General features: G+C 64.6%; 23 protein-coding genes. 4 read left to right on the top strand and 19 right to left on the bottom strand.

Translation table 11 applies throughout. The annotated features are described in order from the left end of the window. A complete protein-coding gene (locus C8C99_RS01930; RefSeq protein ID WP_108624788.1) occupies window positions 1-708 on the top strand; it encodes a Crp/Fnr family transcriptional regulator in 708 nt (235 codons plus the stop codon). 22 nt (window positions 709-730) lie between these two features. Here the strand turns inward: C8C99_RS01930 and C8C99_RS01925 are convergent, their stop codons facing one another. From C8C99_RS01925 to C8C99_RS01895, 7 genes are all read right to left on the bottom strand, one after another. Beyond that, window positions 731-2,530, bottom strand: coding sequence for a bifunctional diguanylate cyclase/phosphodiesterase (locus tag C8C99_RS01925; protein WP_108624787.1), 1,800 nt, complete (start codon window positions 2,528-2,530; stop codon window positions 731-733). Beyond that, the gene (locus C8C99_RS01920) at window positions 2,527-4,131 is read right to left on the bottom strand and encodes a PAS domain-containing methyl-accepting chemotaxis protein (RefSeq protein WP_108624786.1); all 1,605 of its coding nucleotides are present in this window, start codon (window positions 4,129-4,131) and stop codon (window positions 2,527-2,529) included. The genes C8C99_RS01925 and C8C99_RS01920 overlap by 4 nt, the downstream gene beginning before the upstream one ends. A 251-nt stretch (window positions 4,132-4,382) precedes the next feature. After that, window positions 4,383-4,994 carry an SCO family protein gene (locus tag C8C99_RS01915; RefSeq protein WP_199226279.1) on the bottom strand — a complete coding sequence of 204 codons (612 nt, stop codon included), beginning with the start codon at window positions 4,992-4,994 and terminating at the stop codon, window positions 4,383-4,385. A gap of 5 nt (window positions 4,995-4,999) precedes the next feature. Continuing rightward, window positions 5,000-5,902 carry a heme o synthase gene (gene cyoE, locus C8C99_RS01910; RefSeq protein ID WP_108624785.1) on the bottom strand — a complete coding sequence of 301 codons (903 nt, stop codon included), beginning with the start codon at window positions 5,900-5,902 and terminating at the stop codon, window positions 5,000-5,002. After that, complete coding sequence (locus C8C99_RS01905) at window positions 5,899-7,080, bottom strand: heme A synthase (protein WP_108624784.1); 1,182 nt, start codon at window positions 7,078-7,080, stop codon at window positions 5,899-5,901. Before C8C99_RS01905 ends, cyoE begins: the two co-directional genes overlap by 4 nt. Further along, a complete protein-coding gene (locus tag C8C99_RS01900; RefSeq protein ID WP_108624783.1) occupies window positions 7,077-7,832 on the bottom strand; it encodes a hypothetical protein in 756 nt (251 codons plus the stop codon). Before C8C99_RS01900 ends, C8C99_RS01905 begins: the two co-directional genes overlap by 4 nt. After that, window positions 7,774-8,562, bottom strand: a complete 789-nt coding sequence (locus C8C99_RS01895; protein WP_108624782.1) for an SURF1 family protein — start codon at window positions 8,560-8,562, stop codon at window positions 7,774-7,776. Before C8C99_RS01895 ends, C8C99_RS01900 begins: the two co-directional genes overlap by 59 nt. A 15-nt stretch (window positions 8,563-8,577) precedes the next feature. On the opposite strand from C8C99_RS01895, the gene C8C99_RS01890 reads away from it, so the two are divergent. Continuing rightward, window positions 8,578-8,799, top strand: a complete 222-nt coding sequence (locus tag C8C99_RS01890; RefSeq protein ID WP_108624781.1) for a twin transmembrane helix small protein — start codon at window positions 8,578-8,580, stop codon at window positions 8,797-8,799. Window positions 8,800-8,925: 126 nt separating this feature from the next. On the opposite strand, the gene C8C99_RS01885 is transcribed toward C8C99_RS01890, so the two are convergent. The 8 genes from C8C99_RS01885 to C8C99_RS01855 all read right to left on the bottom strand — a co-directional run bounded on the left by C8C99_RS01885 (window position 8,926) and on the right by C8C99_RS01855 (window position 15,296). Next, complete coding sequence (locus tag C8C99_RS01885; protein ID WP_108624780.1) at window positions 8,926-9,807, bottom strand: cytochrome c oxidase subunit 3; 882 nt, start codon at window positions 9,805-9,807, stop codon at window positions 8,926-8,928. Between the two features lie 65 nt (window positions 9,808-9,872). Beyond that, window positions 9,873-10,100 (bottom strand): DUF2970 domain-containing protein, encoded by a 228-nt coding sequence (locus tag C8C99_RS01880; RefSeq protein ID WP_108624779.1) that lies wholly within the window; start codon window positions 10,098-10,100, stop codon window positions 9,873-9,875. After that, on the bottom strand, window positions 10,097-10,735 hold the full coding sequence (locus C8C99_RS01875; protein WP_108624778.1) for a cytochrome c oxidase assembly protein: 639 nt from the start codon (window positions 10,733-10,735) through the stop codon (window positions 10,097-10,099). The genes C8C99_RS01880 and C8C99_RS01875 overlap by 4 nt, the downstream gene beginning before the upstream one ends. 16 nt (window positions 10,736-10,751) lie before the next feature. Beyond that, entirely contained in the window at window positions 10,752-10,862 is a 111-nt protein-coding gene (locus C8C99_RS24120; protein WP_225581085.1) for a cytochrome oxidase small assembly protein, read from the bottom strand. Between the two features lie 11 nt (window positions 10,863-10,873). Next, window positions 10,874-12,505 (bottom strand): cytochrome c oxidase subunit I, encoded by a 1,632-nt coding sequence (gene ctaD / locus C8C99_RS01870; RefSeq protein WP_056637110.1) that lies wholly within the window; start codon window positions 12,503-12,505, stop codon window positions 10,874-10,876. Window positions 12,506-12,535: 30 nt separating this feature from the next. Then, window positions 12,536-13,705, bottom strand: coding sequence for a cytochrome c oxidase subunit II (coxB, locus tag C8C99_RS01865; RefSeq protein WP_108624777.1), 1,170 nt, complete (start codon window positions 13,703-13,705; stop codon window positions 12,536-12,538). A gap of 59 nt (window positions 13,706-13,764) precedes the next feature. Next, a complete protein-coding gene (locus C8C99_RS01860; protein ID WP_108624776.1) occupies window positions 13,765-14,241 on the bottom strand; it encodes a DUF2244 domain-containing protein in 477 nt (158 codons plus the stop codon). 152 nt (window positions 14,242-14,393) lie between these two features. After that, the gene (locus tag C8C99_RS01855; RefSeq protein WP_108624775.1) at window positions 14,394-15,296 is read right to left on the bottom strand and encodes a biotin synthase; all 903 of its coding nucleotides are present in this window, start codon (window positions 15,294-15,296) and stop codon (window positions 14,394-14,396) included. Between the two features lie 35 nt (window positions 15,297-15,331). Here C8C99_RS01855 and C8C99_RS01850 point away from each other — a divergent pair, with 35 nt between their 5' ends. Further along, window positions 15,332-16,054 (top strand): ComF family protein, encoded by a 723-nt coding sequence (locus tag C8C99_RS01850; protein WP_108624774.1) that lies wholly within the window; start codon window positions 15,332-15,334, stop codon window positions 16,052-16,054. Between the two features lie 82 nt (window positions 16,055-16,136). Continuing rightward, window positions 16,137-16,664 carry a tRNA (uridine(34)/cytosine(34)/5-carboxymethylaminomethyluridine(34)-2'-O)-methyltransferase TrmL gene (gene trmL / locus C8C99_RS01845; protein WP_056637124.1) on the top strand — a complete coding sequence of 176 codons (528 nt, stop codon included), beginning with the start codon at window positions 16,137-16,139 and terminating at the stop codon, window positions 16,662-16,664. On the opposite strand, the gene C8C99_RS01840 is transcribed toward trmL, so the two are convergent. From C8C99_RS01840 to C8C99_RS01825, 4 genes are all read right to left on the bottom strand, one after another. Then, window positions 16,657-17,598, bottom strand: coding sequence for a LysR family transcriptional regulator (locus C8C99_RS01840; protein WP_056637127.1), 942 nt, complete (start codon window positions 17,596-17,598; stop codon window positions 16,657-16,659). The two genes, trmL and C8C99_RS01840, sit on opposite strands and share 8 nt — an antisense overlap. A gap of 32 nt (window positions 17,599-17,630) precedes the next feature. Further along, complete coding sequence (locus C8C99_RS01835; RefSeq protein WP_108624773.1) at window positions 17,631-18,095, bottom strand: MaoC family dehydratase; 465 nt, start codon at window positions 18,093-18,095, stop codon at window positions 17,631-17,633. A gap of 96 nt (window positions 18,096-18,191) precedes the next feature. Further along, window positions 18,192-18,809, bottom strand: coding sequence for a ParA family protein (locus C8C99_RS01830; RefSeq protein ID WP_015015513.1), 618 nt, complete (start codon window positions 18,807-18,809; stop codon window positions 18,192-18,194). Between the two features lie 129 nt (window positions 18,810-18,938). After that, window positions 18,939-19,577, bottom strand: a complete 639-nt coding sequence (locus C8C99_RS01825; protein ID WP_108624772.1) for a LysE family translocator — start codon at window positions 19,575-19,577, stop codon at window positions 18,939-18,941. Between the last annotated feature and the right edge of the window lie 147 nt (window positions 19,578-19,724).

Raw genomic sequence — 19,724 nt, 5'->3', positions numbered from 1 at the left:
ATGAAATCTGAACCTCTCGCCCGCAGCGGCGGGTGCGCGCTGTGCGCAGGGCAACAGCAATGCCTGCTGGGACGACAAAACGAAGAGTGCCGCAGCCAATGGATGCCTTTGGTGGTGGAGCGACCCATGTGCAAAGGGGAGCTGCTTTTGCGGCAAGGTGAACTGCCCCATACCTTCAGGATAGTCAAAACAGGTGCCGTCATGCTGTTGTGCAGCGGCGAAGACCGTGTGGAGCGGCCTGTCGGGCTGTTTGGCCCCGGACAGCCCGTGGGCACCACCGGGCTGGTGCAGCAAACGGCAGCCGTATCCTGCCGCGCGCTGACGGCGGGGCGGCTGTGCGAAGTACAGATCGCGGCCGCCAGTCAGCGCGGCCTGCTTAACGAGGCATTTCTGCGGGGGCTCGCGCAAAGCTACGCACAAACCAATGCCTGGCTGGCCGAGTGGGCCCGCATCGTGCGTATCCGGGGCGTGGCGGGCCAGTTGGCCGCCACCTTGCTGCAGCTGGCTCGCATACAGCGCAGCACCCTGGTGCGCCTGCCCAGCCACGTGGTTCTGGCGGACCTGCTATCGACCACGCGCGAAACCATTGCCCGTGCCCTGCGCCAGTTGGCGCAACACCAGGGGCTGGTGCGGCATGACCGCTGGCATTGCGAGATCCAGCGCGAGGTCTTGCTCGGCTTGGCCGGGGGACACCGGCCGTCGTCGTAGGACAGGACCGCCGTCCCGCCCATCAGGCGGATACAACGGTGGCCGGCCCGCGCAAAGCCCCCTCCCCCGCCGGCATGGCCGTCGCCTGCGCTGCCTGCAGCAGCGCCGCCACATGGCCAGGGGGCACCGCCCTGGAAAATAGCCAGCCCTGGTAGGCATCACACCCGAAGTCAGTCAGCAGGTGCAGTTGTTCGGCAGACTCCACCCCTTCCGCCACCACATGAAGGCCCAGGGTTTGCGCCAGCACGACGATGGCCTGCACCAGCGTGGCATCGGCGCTGGTGAGCAGTAGCGGGCGCACAAACTCGCGGTCGATCTTGATGCGGGAGACCGGCAACTGCTTGAGATAGGCGAGCGAAGAATGGCCGGTGCCGAAGTCATCGAGCGCAATGCAGACGCCCAGCGCCTGCAGACCGCACAACACACGCCGGGCCTGCTCAGGGTCTGCCATGGCCTCGGATTCGGTCACCTCGATCTCCAGCAGGTCAGCCGGTGCTCCGTGCAGCGACAGGCTGCGCTCGATCTGCTCGACCAGGTCCGTCTGCCGCAATTGCTGCGCAGACAGGTTCACTGCCACCCGCAGCGGCATGCCCGCCCCCGCCCAGGCTGCGATCTGCCGGCAGGCGGTGTCCAACACCCAGGCGCCCAGCGCAAGGATCAGGCCGGTGGCCTCGGCCACGGGCACAAAGCGGTCAGGGGGTATCTCACCGAGCTGCGGGTCGGTCCAGCGCAGCAGGGCCTCGACCCCGTGCACGCAGCCGGATCTCACATCCACCTGGGGCTGGTAATGCAGGGCCAGCCCCCCGTAGGCCAGTGCCATCTTCAGGCGTTCATGCAACTGCAGCTTCTCCGCCATGCGAATGCCCAGCGGGGGGGCATAAAAGGCGTAATGCGCGCGCCCCGATTCCTTGGCGTGGTACATGGCCATGTCGGCGTAGCGCATCAGCGTGGCCGCGTCCTGCGCGTCGTTGGGGTACAGGGCGATCCCCAGGCTCGCACCGAAGTCCAGCTCGAAGCCATGCATCTGGTAGGGGCGGCACAGCACATCCAGCAGCTTGGCAGCGGTCTGCTCGGCATCCTGCGCTTGCGCAATGTGCGGCAGCAGCACGGTGAACTCATCACCGCCCAGCCGGGCCAGCGCGTCACCTGCGCGCAGCGCGCTCTTGAGTCTGCGCGCCACTTCCAGCAGTACCTGGTCGCCAGAGGCATGGCCATAGCCGTCGTTCACCGCCTTGAAGTCATCCAGATCCAGCAGCAGCAATGCAAAAGACTGGCCGGAGCGCGCCGACTCGGCAATCGCCTGTTCGAGCCGCTGGCCGAACTGCCAGCGGTTGATCAGACCGGTCAACGTGTCGTGGGTGGCCTGGAAATGCATCCGAGCCTCCAGCCGCCGCACCTCCGAGATGTCGCGCACAAAGGCCACCGCCGTGCCGCCCTGTGCGTCCGTGTGCCCCAACGCAATGTCCACCGGCACGGAGCTGCCGTCCTTGCGCATGATCCAGAGGTCCCGTCCCATGCCCATGGGTCGGCGCGATGGGGCTCGGAAATAGCCCTCCAGGTGCTGGGCATGCGCATCGCGCAGGGCGGGGGGCAGGAAGATGCCGACCGAGCGGCCGCACAACTCGTCGGCCGAATAGCCGGACAGGCTCTCCATCGCGGCGTTGACCATCACGATGCAGCCGGCGCGGTCCACGAGCAAGATACCGTCCGGTGCCGCATTCATGGCCGCCAGGATCAGGGAGCCATCGCCCCCGCTGCGCGGCGCCTGCTCCGACGAAGACGATGCGGCAGGCAGGTCGGGCCCAAGGCCAGCGGACCTCATCGCACAGTGCCCCGTGGCTGGAACACAGAGGCGGCTTCGTCCAGATGCCGCGCCTGCTGCGCCAGCGAACCACTGAGTTCAGCGCTGCGGCGCACCAGCGTCGCGTTTTGTTGCGTCATCTGCTCCAACTGGGCCACCGCGCTGTTGATCTGCCCCACGCCCAGTGCCTGCTCGTGGCTCGCCTGCTGGATGTCCTGCACCAGCTCGCTGAGCCCGTGCACGGACCGCACCGCGCTGTCCATGGTCTGCGCTGCAGCCACCGCAGCGTCGGTGCCACTGCGCACTTCGGCCAGTGAGGCATCGATCAACGCCTTGATGTCGCGCGCAGCACGGGCGCTTTTTTGCGACAGCGCCCGCACCTCGGTCGCCACCACGGCAAAGCCCTTGCCATGCTCACCGGCGCGCGCAGCCTCTACGGCTGCGTTGAGCGCCAGCAGATTGGTCTGGAACGCAATACCGTCGATCAGCGTGCTGATCTCTGCCACGCGCTGGCTGGCGCTGGCAATGCCTTGCATGGTGTGCTGCACACGCTGCACGGTGTCAGCGCCCAGCGCGGCGGCCTGCGCCCCCAGGCCGGCGCGCTGCGCGGCCAGTGCGGCCTTGTCGCTGTTGGCACGGATGGCGGCTGTCAGCTCGTCCAGCGCGGTGGCCGCCTCTTCCAGGCTGCTGGCTGCTTCTTCGGTGCGCTCTGACAAATGCGTGTTGCCGTCCTGCAGCTCCGTGGCGCACTCGCGCACCTGCAGGGCTTTGCCCTGGATATCGCTCACCAGGGACATCATGTTGAGCCCGGCCTGCTGCACGCTGCGCATGAGCCCACCAATCTCATCCACGCGCTGCAGCATCAGGGGTTCGGCCTTCTGGCCGCTCGCAACGGCTCGCGCCTGCGCCAGCACCTCGCGCAGCGGCGTCACCACCCCGGCCTGCAGCCACCAGGCTGCCGCAGCACCGGCCGCACACCAGGCCACTAAACCCGCCAGCCACCAGCCTGCCCCGGCGGCCTGGCCGCCCGCACTGGCATTGGCACCCACGCTTGCGCTGCCACCAGCCACCAAAGCCAGTGCGCCTCCCAGCAGCAACGCGCCCAGGGCGCCGTGCAATCGCACCCCCAACGACAGAAACCGCAGGCGCGCCCACGCGGCAGCCAACCCCTGCACGCCCACCACAAAGCCGCGGTACACCCGCAGATGTCGGGCCCCTGCATTGATGCGCTGGTACAGCGTTTCGTGCGTGCGAATCTCGTCGTCCGATGCCTTGGTGCGCACCGACAGAAAGCCCACCACGGTGCCGTCCTGCCGGATGGGGCTGGCATTGGCACGCACCCAGTAATGGTCGCCGTCCTTGCGCCGGTTCTTGACCAGCGATGACCACGGCAACCCTCCGCGTATCGTGGCCCACATGTCCTCGAATGCAGCGGCAGGCATGTCGGGGTGGCGCACCACGTTGTGGGCCTTGCCATACAGCTCCTCGCGCCCAAAGCCGCTGACCTTGATGAAGGCATCGTTGGCATAGACGATGCGCCCCTTGAGATCGGTGGTGGAGAGCAGGGTGTCACCCTCGGACAGCGGGTAGTCGCGCTGGGTTACGTACACTTTCGAGCGCATGGAGGCCTGGTTCCTTCACAGAGTGGTGTGATCGAGGCGCAGATGCAGCTTGCGGCCGCATCAGCGCAAAGAAAACGCCACCGCCCGGCGCACCGCAGCAGATGGCTGTAACCACTCTAGGGAATCAGACCAGGATAGGCATCAAGGACGCCCCGGCATGTGCTGGCAACTTGGTGCCAATGTGATGCACCGCGCATTCTTGCCTACCCCAGTGAGGCAAATCTGCGACAGCCCAAGGGTCTGTAAAAGGCTCAGCCCGCTTCGCTCAGCAGGGCTTTGACATCGGCGGCCAGGGCCTGCGCACCGCTGCCGTAGCGGTTGTACACCCGCAGGCGACCCGCAGGGTCGTACACGTAGCTGCCGGCCGAATGGTCCATGGTGTAGCTCGTGGGCGTCTTGCCATCGACCTTCTTGTAGTAGATCTTGAAGTCCTTGGCGACGGCGGCCAGCTGTTCGGGCGTGCCGTACAGCGCCAGAAAGCTCGGGTCAAAGTTGGCCATGTAGGCCTTGAGCACCTCGGGCGTATCGCGCTCCGGGTCCACCGTCACAAAAACGCCCTGCAGCCGGTCGCCGTCCTTGCCCAGCATCTGCTTGACCTCGGCCAGCTCCTGCATCGACGTGGGGCACACGTCGGGGCACTGGGTGTAGCCGAAGAACACCACCACCACCTTGCCGGCAAAGTCCTTGATGTGGCGCGGCTGGCCGTTGTGGTCGGTCAGGGGAATGTCGCGGGCGTACTCGGCGCCGGTGACATCCACGCCCCGGAACTCGGGCTTTTTCTCGGAACATGCGCTCAGGAGGCCTGTAGCGCAGATAGATAGTGCGCCAGCAGCTATCAAATGAAGAGCATTACGTTTCTGCATGGAGATCACAGCACATAGTGGTCCACCAACAGCGCCGCAAACAGCACGCTCAGGTGGATGAGAGAAAAACGGAAGGTCTTGCGCGCCAGGGCGTCCGAATAGTTGCGCCACAAGGCGAACGCGTAGCCGCAAAAGCCCAGGCTCAGCAGCACGGCCGCAACCAGGTAGATCCAGGAGCTCATGCCATAGATGAACGGCATCATGCACCCGGCCAGCAGGATCAGCGTGTACAGGAACACCTGCAGGCGCGTGAACTCGTTGCCATGCGTGACGGGCAGCATGGGCAGCCCGGACTTGCGGTAGTCCTCCACCCGGTACAGGGCCAGGGCCCAGAAGTGCGGAGGGGTCCACAAAAAGATGATGAGAAACAGGATGAGTGCCTCAGGCCCCACGTCGTTGGTCATGGCAGCCCAGCCCAGCACCGGGGGCATGGCCCCCGAGGCGCCACCAATCACGATGTTCTGGGGCGTGAGGGGCTTGAGGATCACGGTGTAGACCACCGCGTAACCCACAAAGGTGGCAAAGGTCAGCCACATGGTCAGCGGGTTGATCCACACATACAGCAGCACGGAGCCTGCGGCACACAGCACGGCCGAAAAGAGCAGAGTCTGCGCGTTGGACAGCTCGCCCTTGGCGGTGGGGCGCCAGGCGGTGCGCTTCATCTTGGCGTCGATGCCTTGCTCGACGATGCAGTTGAACGCGGCAGCGGCACCCGCCACCAGCCACACGCCCACGCTGGCCAGGACCATGTGGCCGAGTTGCGCAGCGCTGGGCAGGCCGGGCACGGCCAGCACCATGCCGATCAGTGCACAAAAAACGATGAGCTGCACCACACGGGGCTTGGTCAGCGCATAAAACTGCTGGAACCGCGAAGGCGGCGCAGCAACGACGGGGGGGGCAACACTCATGCAGATACTCTCGATGCGCCCGTGGGCGCAGAAAACTCGCGGGGCGCAGTCGCCGCGCGGCTGGACACCAGGGCCCAGGTCAACACCACCACCAGGGCTGCAGCACCTCCGGTGTGCAGCACTGCAGCCACCAGAGGCCAATCCAGCACCACGTTGGACAAGCCCGTCATCAGTTGCAGCAAAGCCAGCCCGGCGAGCCAACGTGTCTGCGCGGGCAACACGCCCCGGCGGTGAAAACGCCAGGCCACCAGGCCCAATGCCAGCAGCACCACGTAGGCCATCAGGCGGTGCACATAGTGGATGGCGGTGAGCGCGGCAAAACTGATGTGGCTGCCATCTTGCAGCATGCCCAGCTTGCGCCAGATTTGAAAACCCTGGGCGAAGTCCATCGCGGGCCACCAGCTGCCCTGGCAGGTGGGGAAGGTGGTGCATGCCAGCACCGCGTAGTTGGTACTGACCCAGCCTCCCAGCACCACCTGGAACGCCAGCAACAGACCGGTCACCACCAGCGCCCAGCGCAGAGCGGGCGGCAGGGTCACCGGTGCACGCCCCTGGGCGCTTTGGGTATGGCGTACCGCCTGTACACACAGCAGTGCCAGCAGCACCAAGCCGCCGATCAGGTGCAGGGTGACGATGGCGGGAAAGAGCTTCATGGTCACGGTGAGCGCACCAAACGCACCCTGTAGGCACACCCACAACGAGGTCACCGTGGGCCACCAGGGGCTCAGCGGAGGCGCTGGCACGGCATCACGCCGGGCGCGGCGCTGCTGCACCCAGGACGACACCGTGAGCACAATGATCAGCACCCCCACTCCCGTGGCGAGGTAGCGGTGGATCATCTCGATCCAGGCCTTGCCATGGGTCACCGGGCCCGTGGGCATGGCCTCTTGGGCCGCCGCAATCTCGGCCCGGGCCCCTACAGGGCTGGAACTGCCGTAGCAGCCCGGCCAGTCGGGACAACCGAGGCCCGAATCCGTCAGGCGCGTGAAGGCGCCGAACAGCACCAGATCAAACGTGAGGAACAACGTCAGCACCGTGAGTGCCTGCAGGCGCCGCATGGGCGAGTTGCGGCGGTTGCGCGCCCACACCCAGGTCAGCGGCCCCAGCGCAATCACCAGGCCCAGCAGCATCAGCTCGAGCACGGGAGCGAGGTCGTACAGCGGTTGGGCGTTGGTCATGGCTTGATTGGCCGCCCCGGCTCGTCCCACGAAGACGAAGCGCGCAGCAGGCGCTCCAGGTCACGCTTGGCCTTGGCGGCGCCGTCTGTGTCCATGGCCGCCGGAAAGCGCATCATCCAGTTGCCCATGGGGTCCACGACATAAATATGGTCGGCCAGCTGCTGCCCTGGTGCGGGCTCGATCCAGGCCTTGAGTGCATCGGGCTCCACCCGCAACACGGTCGCCTGTTGCAGGGCGGTGGCCAATGACGCCGGCGGCTGGGCGTTGTCGCTGACGAGCCAGACCCAGTCCACGCGGTCTTTTTCCTTGCCCAGGCTTTCGCGCAGCTGGCGCTGCAGGTACAGGTGCTTCTGGCAGGCCGCGTCGCAGTCACCCCCGGCCACGCTGACCAGCAGCCACTGGCCCTTGAGCGACTCCAGCCGCGTGGTCTCGCCGCTGAGCGTGGCCGCCGTGAGCGCCGGCACCGTGCGCTGGGGGTTGATCAGCTCGCCATAGTTGCGCCGCCCCTCGGGGCGGATCACGTAGTAGGTGAAATACGACGCAACCACCGGCGCTGCGCAGATCAGCAACACCCCCAGCATCTTCCAGCGCCCGTAGCGTGCACGTTGCACGGTGGCGACGGCATCACCCGCCTCGGGCAGGGTGTGCACGGTCAGCCCCAGGGGGTGCTCCGCACGGGCCCCAGGCTGAAAATCAGGCGGCTGGCTGGCTGCGCGGGCGAATGAACCGTCGGACGATTTGGAACCAGACATAAAGGAGTGCTATCAGGCCACAGAGCCCGAACCATTGAAATGCGTAACCGTAGTGCTTTTCGACGCCTGCGCCGACCACGGGCCAGTCGCGTTGCAGGCCATCGCCCGCTTCGCCCGCTGGGCCCGTCTGCAACACCGTGAGGGGGGCAAGCGCCAGACCGGTTTCGGTCCGGTACGCCGCCAGGTCGAGATTTTGCCGGATGCGGGAAGACCCCTGCGCGCTATTGCCCCCCTGGAACTCGTACAGCCGCGAAGGCGCGGCGGCCACGCGGCCTTGCACCCGCACGTCTGCACCCATGGGCGTGTTGACCGGTGGCAGCTGCGTGCGGTCCTGAAAATTGCGTGCCACCCAACCACGCTGCACCAGCACCACCCCGGCACCCGGCCCGGCGAGCTGCAGCGGCGTGAGCACAAAGAAGCCAGGGCGACCCTGCATCTGGCGGTTATCCAGATATACCGTGTGCTCTGGCAACCAGCGCCCCTGCAGCTCCACGGCGCGGTGAACCAGGGCCTGTTGTGCCTCAGGCGCCGTACTGGCAGGGTCCGTCAGCGTGCGCCCATCGATGGCAGGCAGAGCGCCACGGGCATCCAGCATCGCCTGCAGCGACTCTTTCTGTGCGGCGCGCGACAGCTGCCAACGCCCCAGCGAGGCGGTGACGAGCATGCCCACCACGGCAGCCAGGGTAATCAGCCAAAAACGCAGGCCCACAGGACGGCGAAGGGGGGTCACGGGATAATGCGCTCCATGAAATACCTCGTAGTGCTGGCGTTCATCGCCATTGTGGCCAGCCTGGCATCGGCCCTGTTCTTCATGATGCGCAATGGGCGCGATGACAAGAGCAAGGGCAACCACATGGCCAAGGCGCTGGCAGTGCGCGTCGGGCTGTCGATCGTGCTGTTCTTGTGCATTCTGGTAGCCTGGCAACTGGGTTATATCCAACCCACAGGCCTGCCCGCCACGCGTTGATCTGTCCGGCGATCCGCGCACCCTGCCTGCGCCAGAGCCTCCAGCGGGCCACACCAGATCGCCTGCGCCAGGAGAGAATAAAAAAAGCGCCGCGAGGCGCTTTTTTCATGGCGTCCGGGGCCTGGCTTACATCCAGTACACCAGCACGTACAGGCCCAGCCACACGACGTCCACAAAGTGCCAGTACCAGGCGGCACCTTCAAAGCCAAAGTGTTTGTCGGCCGTGAAGTGCCCCTTTTGCAGGCGTAGCGTGATCACCAGCAGCATCAGCATGCCCAGGAACACGTGGAAGCCGTGAAACCCCGTCAGCATGAAGAACGTGGAACCGAACACACCCGAGCTCAGCTTGAGGTTCAAGTCGGTGTACAGGTGGAAATATTCGTAGCCCTGCACCAGCAGGAACACGAAGCCCAGCAGCACGGTGGCCCACATGAAACCGATGGTCTTGCCACGGTGGTTTTCACGCAGAGCGTGGTGGGCAATGGTCAGCGTCACGCCGGACGTCAGCAGCAGCGCCGTGTTGATGGTGGGCAACCAGAAGGGGCCCACGGTCTGGAAGGGCTCGATGATGCCTGCAGGCGAAGCGGTGACGCCGGCGGCCATGCTGGGCCACACTGCCTTGAAGTCGGGCCACAGCAGCGCATTGTCCAGGCTGCCCAGCGCTGGCACCGAGTGCGAGCGCGCCCACCACAAAGCCGTGAAGAAAGCGCCGAAGAACATCACCTCGGAGAAGATGAACCAGCTCATGCTCCAGCGGTACGACAGATCGATCTTGTGACCGTACAGGCCACCTTCGCTCTCGCGCACTGCATCGCCAAACCATTGGTACAGCGTGAACAGCCACCACACCAGCCCCAAGGCCAGGGAATATTTGCCCCAATCGTGGCCGTTGATCCACTGGGCTGCGCCCAGGATCACAAAGAACAGGCCGGCAGCGGCCATGACCGGGTGACGGGACTCGGCGGGCACATAGTAGTACGGGGTTCCGCCGTGGGTTGATGCACTCATTTCAGCTCCTGACTCTCAAAATCTTTGTTTTCAGTATTTGTTCGCACGAACCAGTCAACACACATTCACACGATCCAGTTCACCAGCCCGATCAGGCCCATCACCAGCAGAAAGACAGCGATCAATCCCACCACAATGATGTGAATCGGGTTGAGCTTTTCGACATCTTGCTGGTACTCGCTGCCTTTGCGCAAGCCAATCAGCGACCATGCCACCGCGCGCACCGTGCGCAGCAGCGAGCCCTTGCGGCGCACTGGCTTGATGTCCGAAGGCTGATCGAGCGGCGCACTCATGAGCCCGCTCCTTGCGTGCCACCTGCAGACGTCGACCCAGGCAGCACCACAGCCGCCGTCGATTCGGGCGCTGCCGGGGTCTTGCCACCCACCTCGAAGAAGGTGTACGACAGCGTGATGGTGGTGACGTCTTTGGACAATTTAGGATCAATCACAAACGCCACGGGCCAGGTTTTCTTTTCACCGGGCTCCAGGGTGTATTGGTTGAAGCAAAAACATTCCAGCTTGTTGAAATGCGCAGCGGCCTGGCGAGGCGCATAACTGGGAATCGCCTGGGCGGCCATGCGGCGGTTCTGTACGTTCTGGAACTCGTACATCACCGTCGTCAGTTCACCGGGGTGGACCTGCACGGAACGCTGCGCGGGCTTGAAGTCCCACGGGCCGCGAGAGTTCGCATCGAACTCCACGGTTACGGTGCGCGACTTGTCCACCTGGGTGTTGGCAGGCACGCGCACATCCTTGCCCGCCACGCCGTTGCCTGGCACTTGCCGCTCGGCCAGCGACAAGATGTTGATGCCCGTCATTTCGCAGATGTGCTTGTAGATGGGGATCAGCACATAGCCGAAGGCGAACATGCCAGCCGCGATCACGACCAGCTTTCCGACCATCTTGGCGTTTTCGCGGTGCAGGCTCATGGGGTGGCCAGTGGCTTCAGCGGGACAGCAGCACTACCTTGACCATGAACCCGACAAAGAACACCACCGCCACAGACGCCAGGATCAGCGCCAGCCGCAGGTTGCTCTTTTTTTGTTCGGGGGTCATGGGCATGGTGTTCAGCCAATCACGCGGGTTGCGGTGGCATCCAGCTTGGGAGGATTTTCAAACGTGTGGAAAGGCGCGGGGGAAGGCACTTCCCACTCCAGGCCCTCGGCACCGTCCCATGGCTTGGCGGGGGCCTTGGCACCCTTGCCACGCATGGCGGGAATGACCACTGCCACGAAGAAGTACACCTGCGCCAGGCCAAAGCCGAACGCACCCACCGAGGCGATGGCGTTGAAGTCGGCAAACTGCATGGGGTAGTCTGCGTAGCGACGTGGCATACCGGCCAGGCCCAGGAAGTGCATCGGGAAGAAGGTGATGTTGAAGAAGATCAGCGACGCCCAGAAGTGAATCTGGCCACGTGTTTCGGAATACATCACGCCCGTCCACTTGGGCAGCCAGTAGTACACGCCAGCGAACATGGAGAACAGCGAACCGGCCACCAGCACATAGTGGAAGTGGGCCACCACGTAGTAGGTGTCTTGCAGCTGGATGTCAATGGGCGCCATGGCCAGGATCAGGCCAGTGAAACCACCCATGGTGAACACGAAGATGAAGCCCACGGCAAACAGCATGGGGGTTTCAAACGTCATGGAGCCGCGCCACATGGTGGCAATCCAGTTGAAGATCTTCACGGCCGTGGGCACGGAGATCAGCATGGTGGCGTACATGAAGAACAGCTGGCCGGTCACGGGCATGCCGGTCGTGAACATGTGGTGAGCCCACACGATGAACGACAGGATGGCGATGGACGAGGTGGCATACACCATGGAGGCGTAGCCAAACAGCTTCTTGCGGCTGAACGCGGGCACGATCTGGCTGATGATGCCGAAGGCCGGCAAGATCATGATGTACACCTCGGGGTGACCGAAGAACCAGAAGATGTGCTGGTACATCACCGGGTCGCCGCCACCGGCGGGGTTGAAGAAGCTGGTGCCGAAGTGGCGGTCCGTCAGCGTCATGGTGATCGCGCCAGCCAGCACAGGCATCACGGCGATCAGCAGGTAGGCGGTGATGAGCCAAGTCCAGGCGAACATGGGCATCTTCATCAGCGTCATGCCGGGGGCGCGCATGTTCAGGATGGTCACGATGATGTTGATCGAACCCATGATGGACGAGGCACCCAGGATGTGCATCGCGAAGATGCCGGCATCCATGGAGGGGCCCATCTGCAGGGTCAGCGGTGCATACAGCGTCCAGCCCGCAGCGGGCGCACCGCCAGGCATGAAGAACGAGCTGACCAGCATGGCTGCGGCAGGAATCATCAGCCAGAAGCTGAAGTTGTTCATGCGTGCGAAGGCCATGTCGGATGCGCCGATCTGCAACGGGATCATCCAGTTCGCAAAGCCCACGAAGGCCGGCATGATCGCGCCGAACACCATGATCAGGCCGTGCATGGTGGTCAGCTGGTTGAACAGCTCGGGGTTGACCAGCTGCAGGCCAGGCTGGAACAGCTCGGCACGGATCAGCAGGGCCAGGATACCGCCCACCATCAGCATGGTGAACGAGAACAGCAGGTACAGCGTACCGATGTCTTTGTGGTTGGTGGCAAACACCCAGCGGCGCCAGCCGGTGGGGCCATGGTGGCCGTGGCCGTCGTGTGCGTGGTCGCCAGCGTGCCCGTGGTTGTCGAGTACTGCGCTCATTGTGAATTCCTCAATACGATGGGGCGATGATTACTTGCCACGCTGGGCCACAACTTCAGCTGGCTGTACCAGCTGGCCGGTCTTGTTGGACCAGTTGTTCTTGGTATAGGTGACCACGGCGGCGATGTCGGTGTCGCTCAGCTGTGCCCATGCGGGCATGGCACCGTTGTTCTGCCCCTTGAGCAGCACCTGGATCTGCTTGGCATGGTCGGCATCCAGCACCACGGCAGCGCCGTCCAGAGGTTTGATGGGGCCAGCGCCCTTGCCGTTGGCCTGGTGGCAGGCTGCGCAGTTGGCTGCGTACACCTTTTCGCCACGCTTGAGGATGTCGTCCAGCGCCCACACCTTGGTGGGGTCGTCCAGCTTGGCGGCGGCCTTCTTCTTCTGCTCGCCCACCCAGGCGGTGTAGTCCTCGGCAGACACGACCTTCACGTGGATGGGCATGTAGGCGTGCTCCTTGCCGCACAGCTCGGCGCACTGGCCGTAGTAGTCGCCAATCTTCTCTGCGCGGAACCAGGTGTCACGCACAAAGCCAGGGATCGCGTCCTGCTTGATACCGAAGGCAGGCACCATGAAGGCGTGGATCACGTCGTTGGCCGTGGTGATGATGCGAATCTTCTTGTTGACCGGCACCACCATAGGGTTGTCCACCTTGAGCAGGTAGTTGGCGGGCGCGTCCTTGACGTTGCCGCTGTCGGACATCACGCGGTGGCTGCTGTCCAGCGTGGAGATAAACGCCAGGCCTTCGCCTTCGCCAGTGATGTAGTCATAACCCCACTTCCACTGGTAGCCCGTGGTCTTGATGGTGAGGTCGGCATTGGTGGTGTCCTTCTGGGCCACCAGCACCTTGGTGGCGGGCAAGGCCATGAGGATCACGATGATGAACGGAACGATGGTCCAGACCACTTCGACCGTCACCGACTCGTGGAAGTTGGCAGCCTTCGCGCCCTTGGAGCGGCGATGCTTCCAGATCGAGTAGAACATCACGGAGAACACTGCAACAAAGATCACCGTGCAGATGATCAGCATCATCCAGTGCAGAAAGTGCTGCTCTTCTGCGATCTTGGTGACGGGCGGCGCCAGGTTCAGCTGGTTGACTGCAGGGCCGCCAGGCAGGTCCTGAACGGCATGGGCTGCGGAGCCCACCCATGCACCGGCAATCAGCAGCAGAGAAGCCAGCTTGTTGGAAATGCTCTTCATAGTTCTCACTTACTTCTAAGCCTCAATTTAACCAATCCCTTTCGCGCGCCTGCGTGGGGTCAGGCAGCGCGCAAGGCCATGCGGATCTCCGATGCCAGGGCCGGTCGAAGCTCGGGACGCATGTAGCGCCCCACCTCCACCGAACGGCCCTGTGCAGACAGCGTGATCAGCGAATGGTCTCCCGTCTTGGGCTCTACGCGAACCCGGCTCCGGTCAAACTCCGCGCGCTCCAGCCTGCCTGCTGTCTCCAGCTCCACCACAAGGCGCGAGCCCTGCAATGAAATCCTCTCGCCATCCGCCGCATGGCGACCGTACATGGCGAACGCAATCCCTACTGCCAAGATTTCGAGCCACGCGAAGGGCATCACCAGGTGGGTGCCAAGCATCCAGAAGCCCGTCGCGATCCCCAGGGACACCACACACAGCGACAGATACATCCAGCCCAATTGCGTCGGAGTGACCGAGCAATTGCGAACCAGACGCCAGTCAATGCGTTGACCCGACACCGTGGCAAAACGAAAAACCAAGCCCGTCACCGTGAGTGCTCACAAGACTGCCGACTGCAGCACACGTTGCGCCTTGGGCACAACAGGCACAGCCTGCCAAATTGCGCGGGAAGATGCCCGAAATCTCAATAACCAAGAATTGTAGCGTGCCTTGTTCCAAGTCATTGACAGGCCGTTACAGGTTAGTTCTCTTTGCCGCCCTTACGCAACATGGCGCGCATGTCCTGCAGCGAAACAGCGCTGCTGGAGCTGACACGCACCCGGGGTGCAGGCTTGAAGGCATGGCCATAGATGATTTCAAAAGTCAGTGCGAGCTGACCACCTTGACCAGGATCAACCAGGCGCTCAGACAGCACTTGGTAGAGCTTGTCGCGCCAACGCCGTCCGCGCAATGAGGGAAAGCGATCAGGGTGCAAATTGACACCGAGCTCGCGCAGCTCTTGAACCAGCCGCTCGGGTGTGGCAAACGTGAGCGTGATGCGCTCCATGTCCATCACCGGCTCGGCAAAACCCGCGTGCACCAGCATGTCGCCCCAGTCATGCATGTCGGTAAACGCGTGGCCCGCCGGTGGCCAGCCCATGGCGGCATACACGCCATGCAACTCACGCAGCGTGTCCGGTCCGAGACACGAGAACATCAGGTAGCCATCCACCGCCACGGCGCGGTGCCAGCGACCGATCAGGTCTTGGGGGTCGGCCGCCATGTGCAGCGCCATGTTGGACCACAGCATGTGCACACTGGCATCGGCCGGCGCGCCCATCTGCAGGGCCCCTGCAGACCAACGGGCAGGGCTCCACCACGGTTTGGCCAAGGCCTGCCGCGCGACGGGTTCGCTATGGGCGCTGGTTTCGTACACCTGGCAACGCGCCTGTGGGTAGCGGGCACTCACCAACCCATGCGCCTGCAAGCCGCCACGCACCGGGTCCCAATGGCACCAGGAAGCCGGGGCCTGGCGAATCCACTGCAGGCGGTCCTCCATGCGGCGGGCCACTTCTTCATGAAGCCAGGGAGACACGGCGGGAGCCGCAGCGTGCCAGCGGGCTGCGGCAACAGGATCAATGGTGGGGGGACGCTCGGAGGACATGGGCGGGGCAGAAGGACGCGCGAGTATATTGATTCATGCTTTTTTCGGGTTTGCCAGGGATTTCACGCCGCCTCCACAGGTGGGTGGACAAAGTGCCCAGCCAGTGCGCGGTCTGCCACGCCTGGCCATCGCAACGCGTCTGCAACGCCTGCGTGGCGCGGTTCGCCCAGCCTGCCACGCGCTGCCAGCGCTGTGCACTGCGAGTACCAGCAGGGGTGGCGGTCTGTGGCGCCTGCCTGCAGAACCCGCCCGGCTTCGATGCCTGCATTGCCGCCGTGGACTATGCTTACCCGTGGGCCGACGCACTGGCGCAATTCAAGTTTCGCGGCGATCCGGGGTGGGCCAGGGCCTTGGCCACGCTCATGCGCAGCACGCCGTGGATGGAGCCTGCGCTGGAAGCTGCCGACCGCGTGCTGGCGGTACCCCTGTCCACCGGTCGCCTGCGCGAGCGCGGCTTCAACCAGGCGGCCCTGCTGGCCAGGCACTTGGCGGCCGCCAAGGCCGACCACCAGAGCCTGCTGCGCCTGCACGCCACCGAGGCACAAAGCAGCCTGCCCAGGGCCGAGCGGCTGCGCAACCTGCGCGGCGCGTTCGCCATCGAGCCCGCCCGCGCGGCCGCCCTGCGCGGCCAGCGGGTGGTGCTGATCGACGATGTGATGACCACCGGTGCAACGCTGCACGCAGCCACCCTGGCGCTGCGCGAGGCGGGCGTAGCCCATGTCACTGCCGCGGTGCTGGCGCGCACGGGTCGGGACTGAAAAGCGCCAAACAGGTACCAAAGGGATACTTTTGATTACGAGCGGTTGCTCAACTCACAGGTGCAACGATGACAATGCAGGCATGTTCCATATCGTCCTCGTCGAACCGGAGATCCCGCCCAACACCGGCAACGTGATTCGCCTGGCGGCCAACACGGGTTGCACGCTGCACCTGATCGAGCCCCTGGGTTTCTCGATGGAAGACCGGCAGATGCGGCGCGCGGGACTGGACTACCACGAATACGCGCAGGTGCAACGCCACAGTGGCTGGACAGCCTTTCTGCGGGATGCGCAGCCCGACCCGACACGCATGTTTGCAATGACGACGCACGGCTCGCAGCCCGTGCACTCGACCTGCTTCCTTCCCGGCGACTGGCTGGTGTTTGGGGCCGAAACCCGAGGCCTCCCGGCCGAGCTGCGCGAGAGCTTTCCACCCGCCCAGCGCCTGCGTCTGCCCATGGTGCCGGGGCAACGCAGCCTGAACCTGTCCAACGCCGTGGCCGTGACCGTGTTCGAGGCCTGGCGCCAGAATAGCTTTGCCATGCCCGACGGGCAGGTGGTGGTCGAGCCCGAAGGCACGATCATCAGCGGCTTTGCACAACTCAGCTGAACTGGCCGGACTTTTGCGCCACGGCGCGGGGCACGTGTTCGGTCAGGAAATCCAGAAACACCCGCGTGCGGGCCGGCAACATGCGGCCTGAAGGCAGTGCCGCGTAGATGGTGTAGCGCGAGAAGATCCAGCCCGGCAGGATGTGCACCAGCTCGCCACGGGCCAGGTGCTCCTCGGCCAGCAGGCGCGAGGTAACAGCCACGCCGGCCCCATCCACCGCGGCACGCATCAGCAGTTCGGTGCTCACGGATTGCAGCACGGCTGGTACATCCACTTCCTCATCGGGCACGCCGGGCTGCAGCGACTGCAAGCGCAGCTTGCGCCCCGGCCCCGACTGCAGGCGCACTGGCGCACTGGAGTCGCGCAGGTGGTCGTGGTGCACCAGGTCCTGCGGTTCGCGCGGAATGCCCCGGCGCTCCAGGTAGTCGGGTGACGCCACCACGATGGCTTCGCCCTGCACCAGCGAGCGCGCGACGATGTTGGCGTCGAAGTCTTCGCCCGCGACCATGATGGTCACATCGAACTCATCCACCCGGCTGGCGGCATAGGCGTCCATGCTGATGTCCAGCATGAGCTTGGGGTAGTGCGCGTGCCACAGCGCCACCATGGGCGCCAGGAAGTTGGTCGCCAGCACAGGCGCCGCCACGATGCGGATGGTGCCGCGCAGGTCGCGCGTACTGGCGGCAGCCGCCGCCTCGGCATCGTCGATCTCGTGCAGGATGGCGCGCACCCGCTGCAGGTACGACTCCCCCGCATCGGTCAGTGCCAGCTTGCGGGTGGTGCGCTGCAGCAGGCGCGTGCCCAGGTGCTGCTCCAGCTCGGCCACCATGCGGGTGACCACGGGGGGCGACATGTCCATGGCGCGGGCGGCGGCGGCAAAGCCGCCCTCCTCCACCACACGCTCGAAGATTTTCATGGCTTGCAGGCGGTCCATGGTTCAGACCTCCTGCCCGAAGGCGACCCGGCTCAGGCCGGGGCGCCGAAGTTGCGCGCCAGCGATTCGGCCACGCACACCGGCTTGTCGCTGCCCTCGCGCTCCACGGTCACCAGCCAGGTCATCTGCATGCCATCGGGCGCCACGGGCTCGGCAGCCTGCAGCGTAAGGCGCGCGCGCAAGCGGCTGCCCACTGGCACCGGCGCCGTGAAGCGCACCTTGTTGAGCCCGTAGTTCACGCCCATGCGCGCCCCCTCGATCGTGAGGCCCAGCTCGAAGAACTTGGGGATCAGCGACAGCGTGAGAAACCCGTGCGCAATGGGCGCGCCAAACGGCCCGGCCTTGGCACGCTCGGGGTCCACATGGATCCACTGGTGGTCGCCCGTGGCCTGGGCAAACAGGTTGACCTGTTCCTGCGTGATGGTGATCCAGTCGGTCACAGCGACCTCTTGCCCCACGCAGGCGCTGACTTCGGAATAAGAGCGGAAGATTTTCATCGTTGCAATGTAGCCCCGCGCTCCTGAGCGCCTTGTCTGCCGGGTGACAGGTGTTTTCCCGGGGGAATGGATGTACGTCGTGCTTCACGCTGTCCTTCAAGAATTGAGCCACGTGCAGATCCCTTGCCACTGCTCCAGGTCTCGCGCCACGCGGCCGGGGGCCACGTCAAACAGCGTGAGGCCGTGCGCTGCCAGGTGGATGTAGTTTTGCGTGTCGCGCAGATAGCCCAGCACTGGGAACCCCAGGCTGTCCACAAAGTGGTGCAGTTGCTCGGCCGCCTTGGTGCGCGCATCCACCCGCATGCCAACGATGCCCACGGGCACCCCGGCGGCGTGGCGGTGCTCGGCCAGCTGGTCCAGAAAGGCCCGCGTGGCGAAGATGTCAAACACGCTGGGCTGCAGCGGCACGATGACCTTGTCGGCCAGCTTGAGCACATCGTTCAGGCGCCAGCCGTGCAGGCCGGCGGGCGTGTCGAGCACCGCATGCGTCGTGCCCTTGGGCGGGCGGCTGATGACGTCCGAGCTGGTGTCCCAACTACCAATGGGGCGCGCAGCGGGCGGGCGCAGGCCCAGCCACAGCCGGGCGGACTGCTGCCGGTCGGTGTCGCCCAGGATCACGGGATGCCCCTGGCTGGCAAAGTAGCCCGCGATGTTGGTGGACAGCGTGGACTTGCCCACTCCGCCCTTCGGGTTGGCGACAACAACTACTGGCATGACAAGCTCCTTGGAATCTGCAGGTCCATGAAAATACAAGCCAAATCAGCCTCAAGCGCAATAATCATATGCGCTAGCAGCTATCAAATGAGAAGCACCCTCTGACACCCTGGCGGTGCCGCAGCCGCCTCAGGCGTGCTGACCGCCGCGCTTGACGAAGAACAGCCCCGCCCCCACCGCCATCAGCAACCCGCCGAACACGCGGTTCTGCGCCCGCACAGCGCGCGCACTGCGCATCAGGCGGCGCAGAGCACTCGCCCCCGCAGCGTAGCCGTGCATGACCACCACGTCCACCGTCACGGTGGTGGCGGCCATCACCAGCAGCTGCGTCCACAGCGGGCGCGTGTCGGTCATGAACTGGGGCAGCACGGCCACCATGAAGATGATGCCCTTGGGGTTGGTGGCGTTGGTCAGGAAGCCCGTGAGGCAGCGTTTTTGCCAGGTGCCGGCCGGGGTCTCCTCGTCGCCTTGCACCGGCGATTTGTCGCCCGCGCGCCACTGCGCAAAACCCACATAGATCAGATAGCAGGCCCCCAGCACCTTGACGATGCTGAACGCCACCTCGGACGCCAGCAGCAGCGAGCCCACGCCCGCCCCAGCGATCAGCAAAATCAGCAGCAGCCCCAGCTGCAGGCCCAGGATGGTGGCGCCCGTCTTGCGCACGCCGAACGACAACCCATGGCTCATCGACAGCACGGCCCCGGAGCCCGGAGACACCGCAATCAGGCAAGACGCCGCAAAAAAAGCCAGCCAAGTCTGCAAATCCATGGGTCACCGTGCCTGTGTGCGAAGAAGGGCCCGCATCTTAGCAACGCAAGGCCTCATGCACCACGATTGGCACAAAAACAGCCGCATGCGCTAGATAATCATGCCTGCAGAGCTATCAAATTAAGAGCGCCACGCATCCAACACACG

Source organism: Acidovorax sp. 107, from assembly GCF_003058055.1.
Classification (GTDB): domain Bacteria; phylum Pseudomonadota; class Gammaproteobacteria; order Burkholderiales; family Burkholderiaceae_C; genus Acidovorax.
Note: the sequence above shows the minus strand (reverse complement) of the source record. Positions and strands in the feature narration are given on the sequence as shown.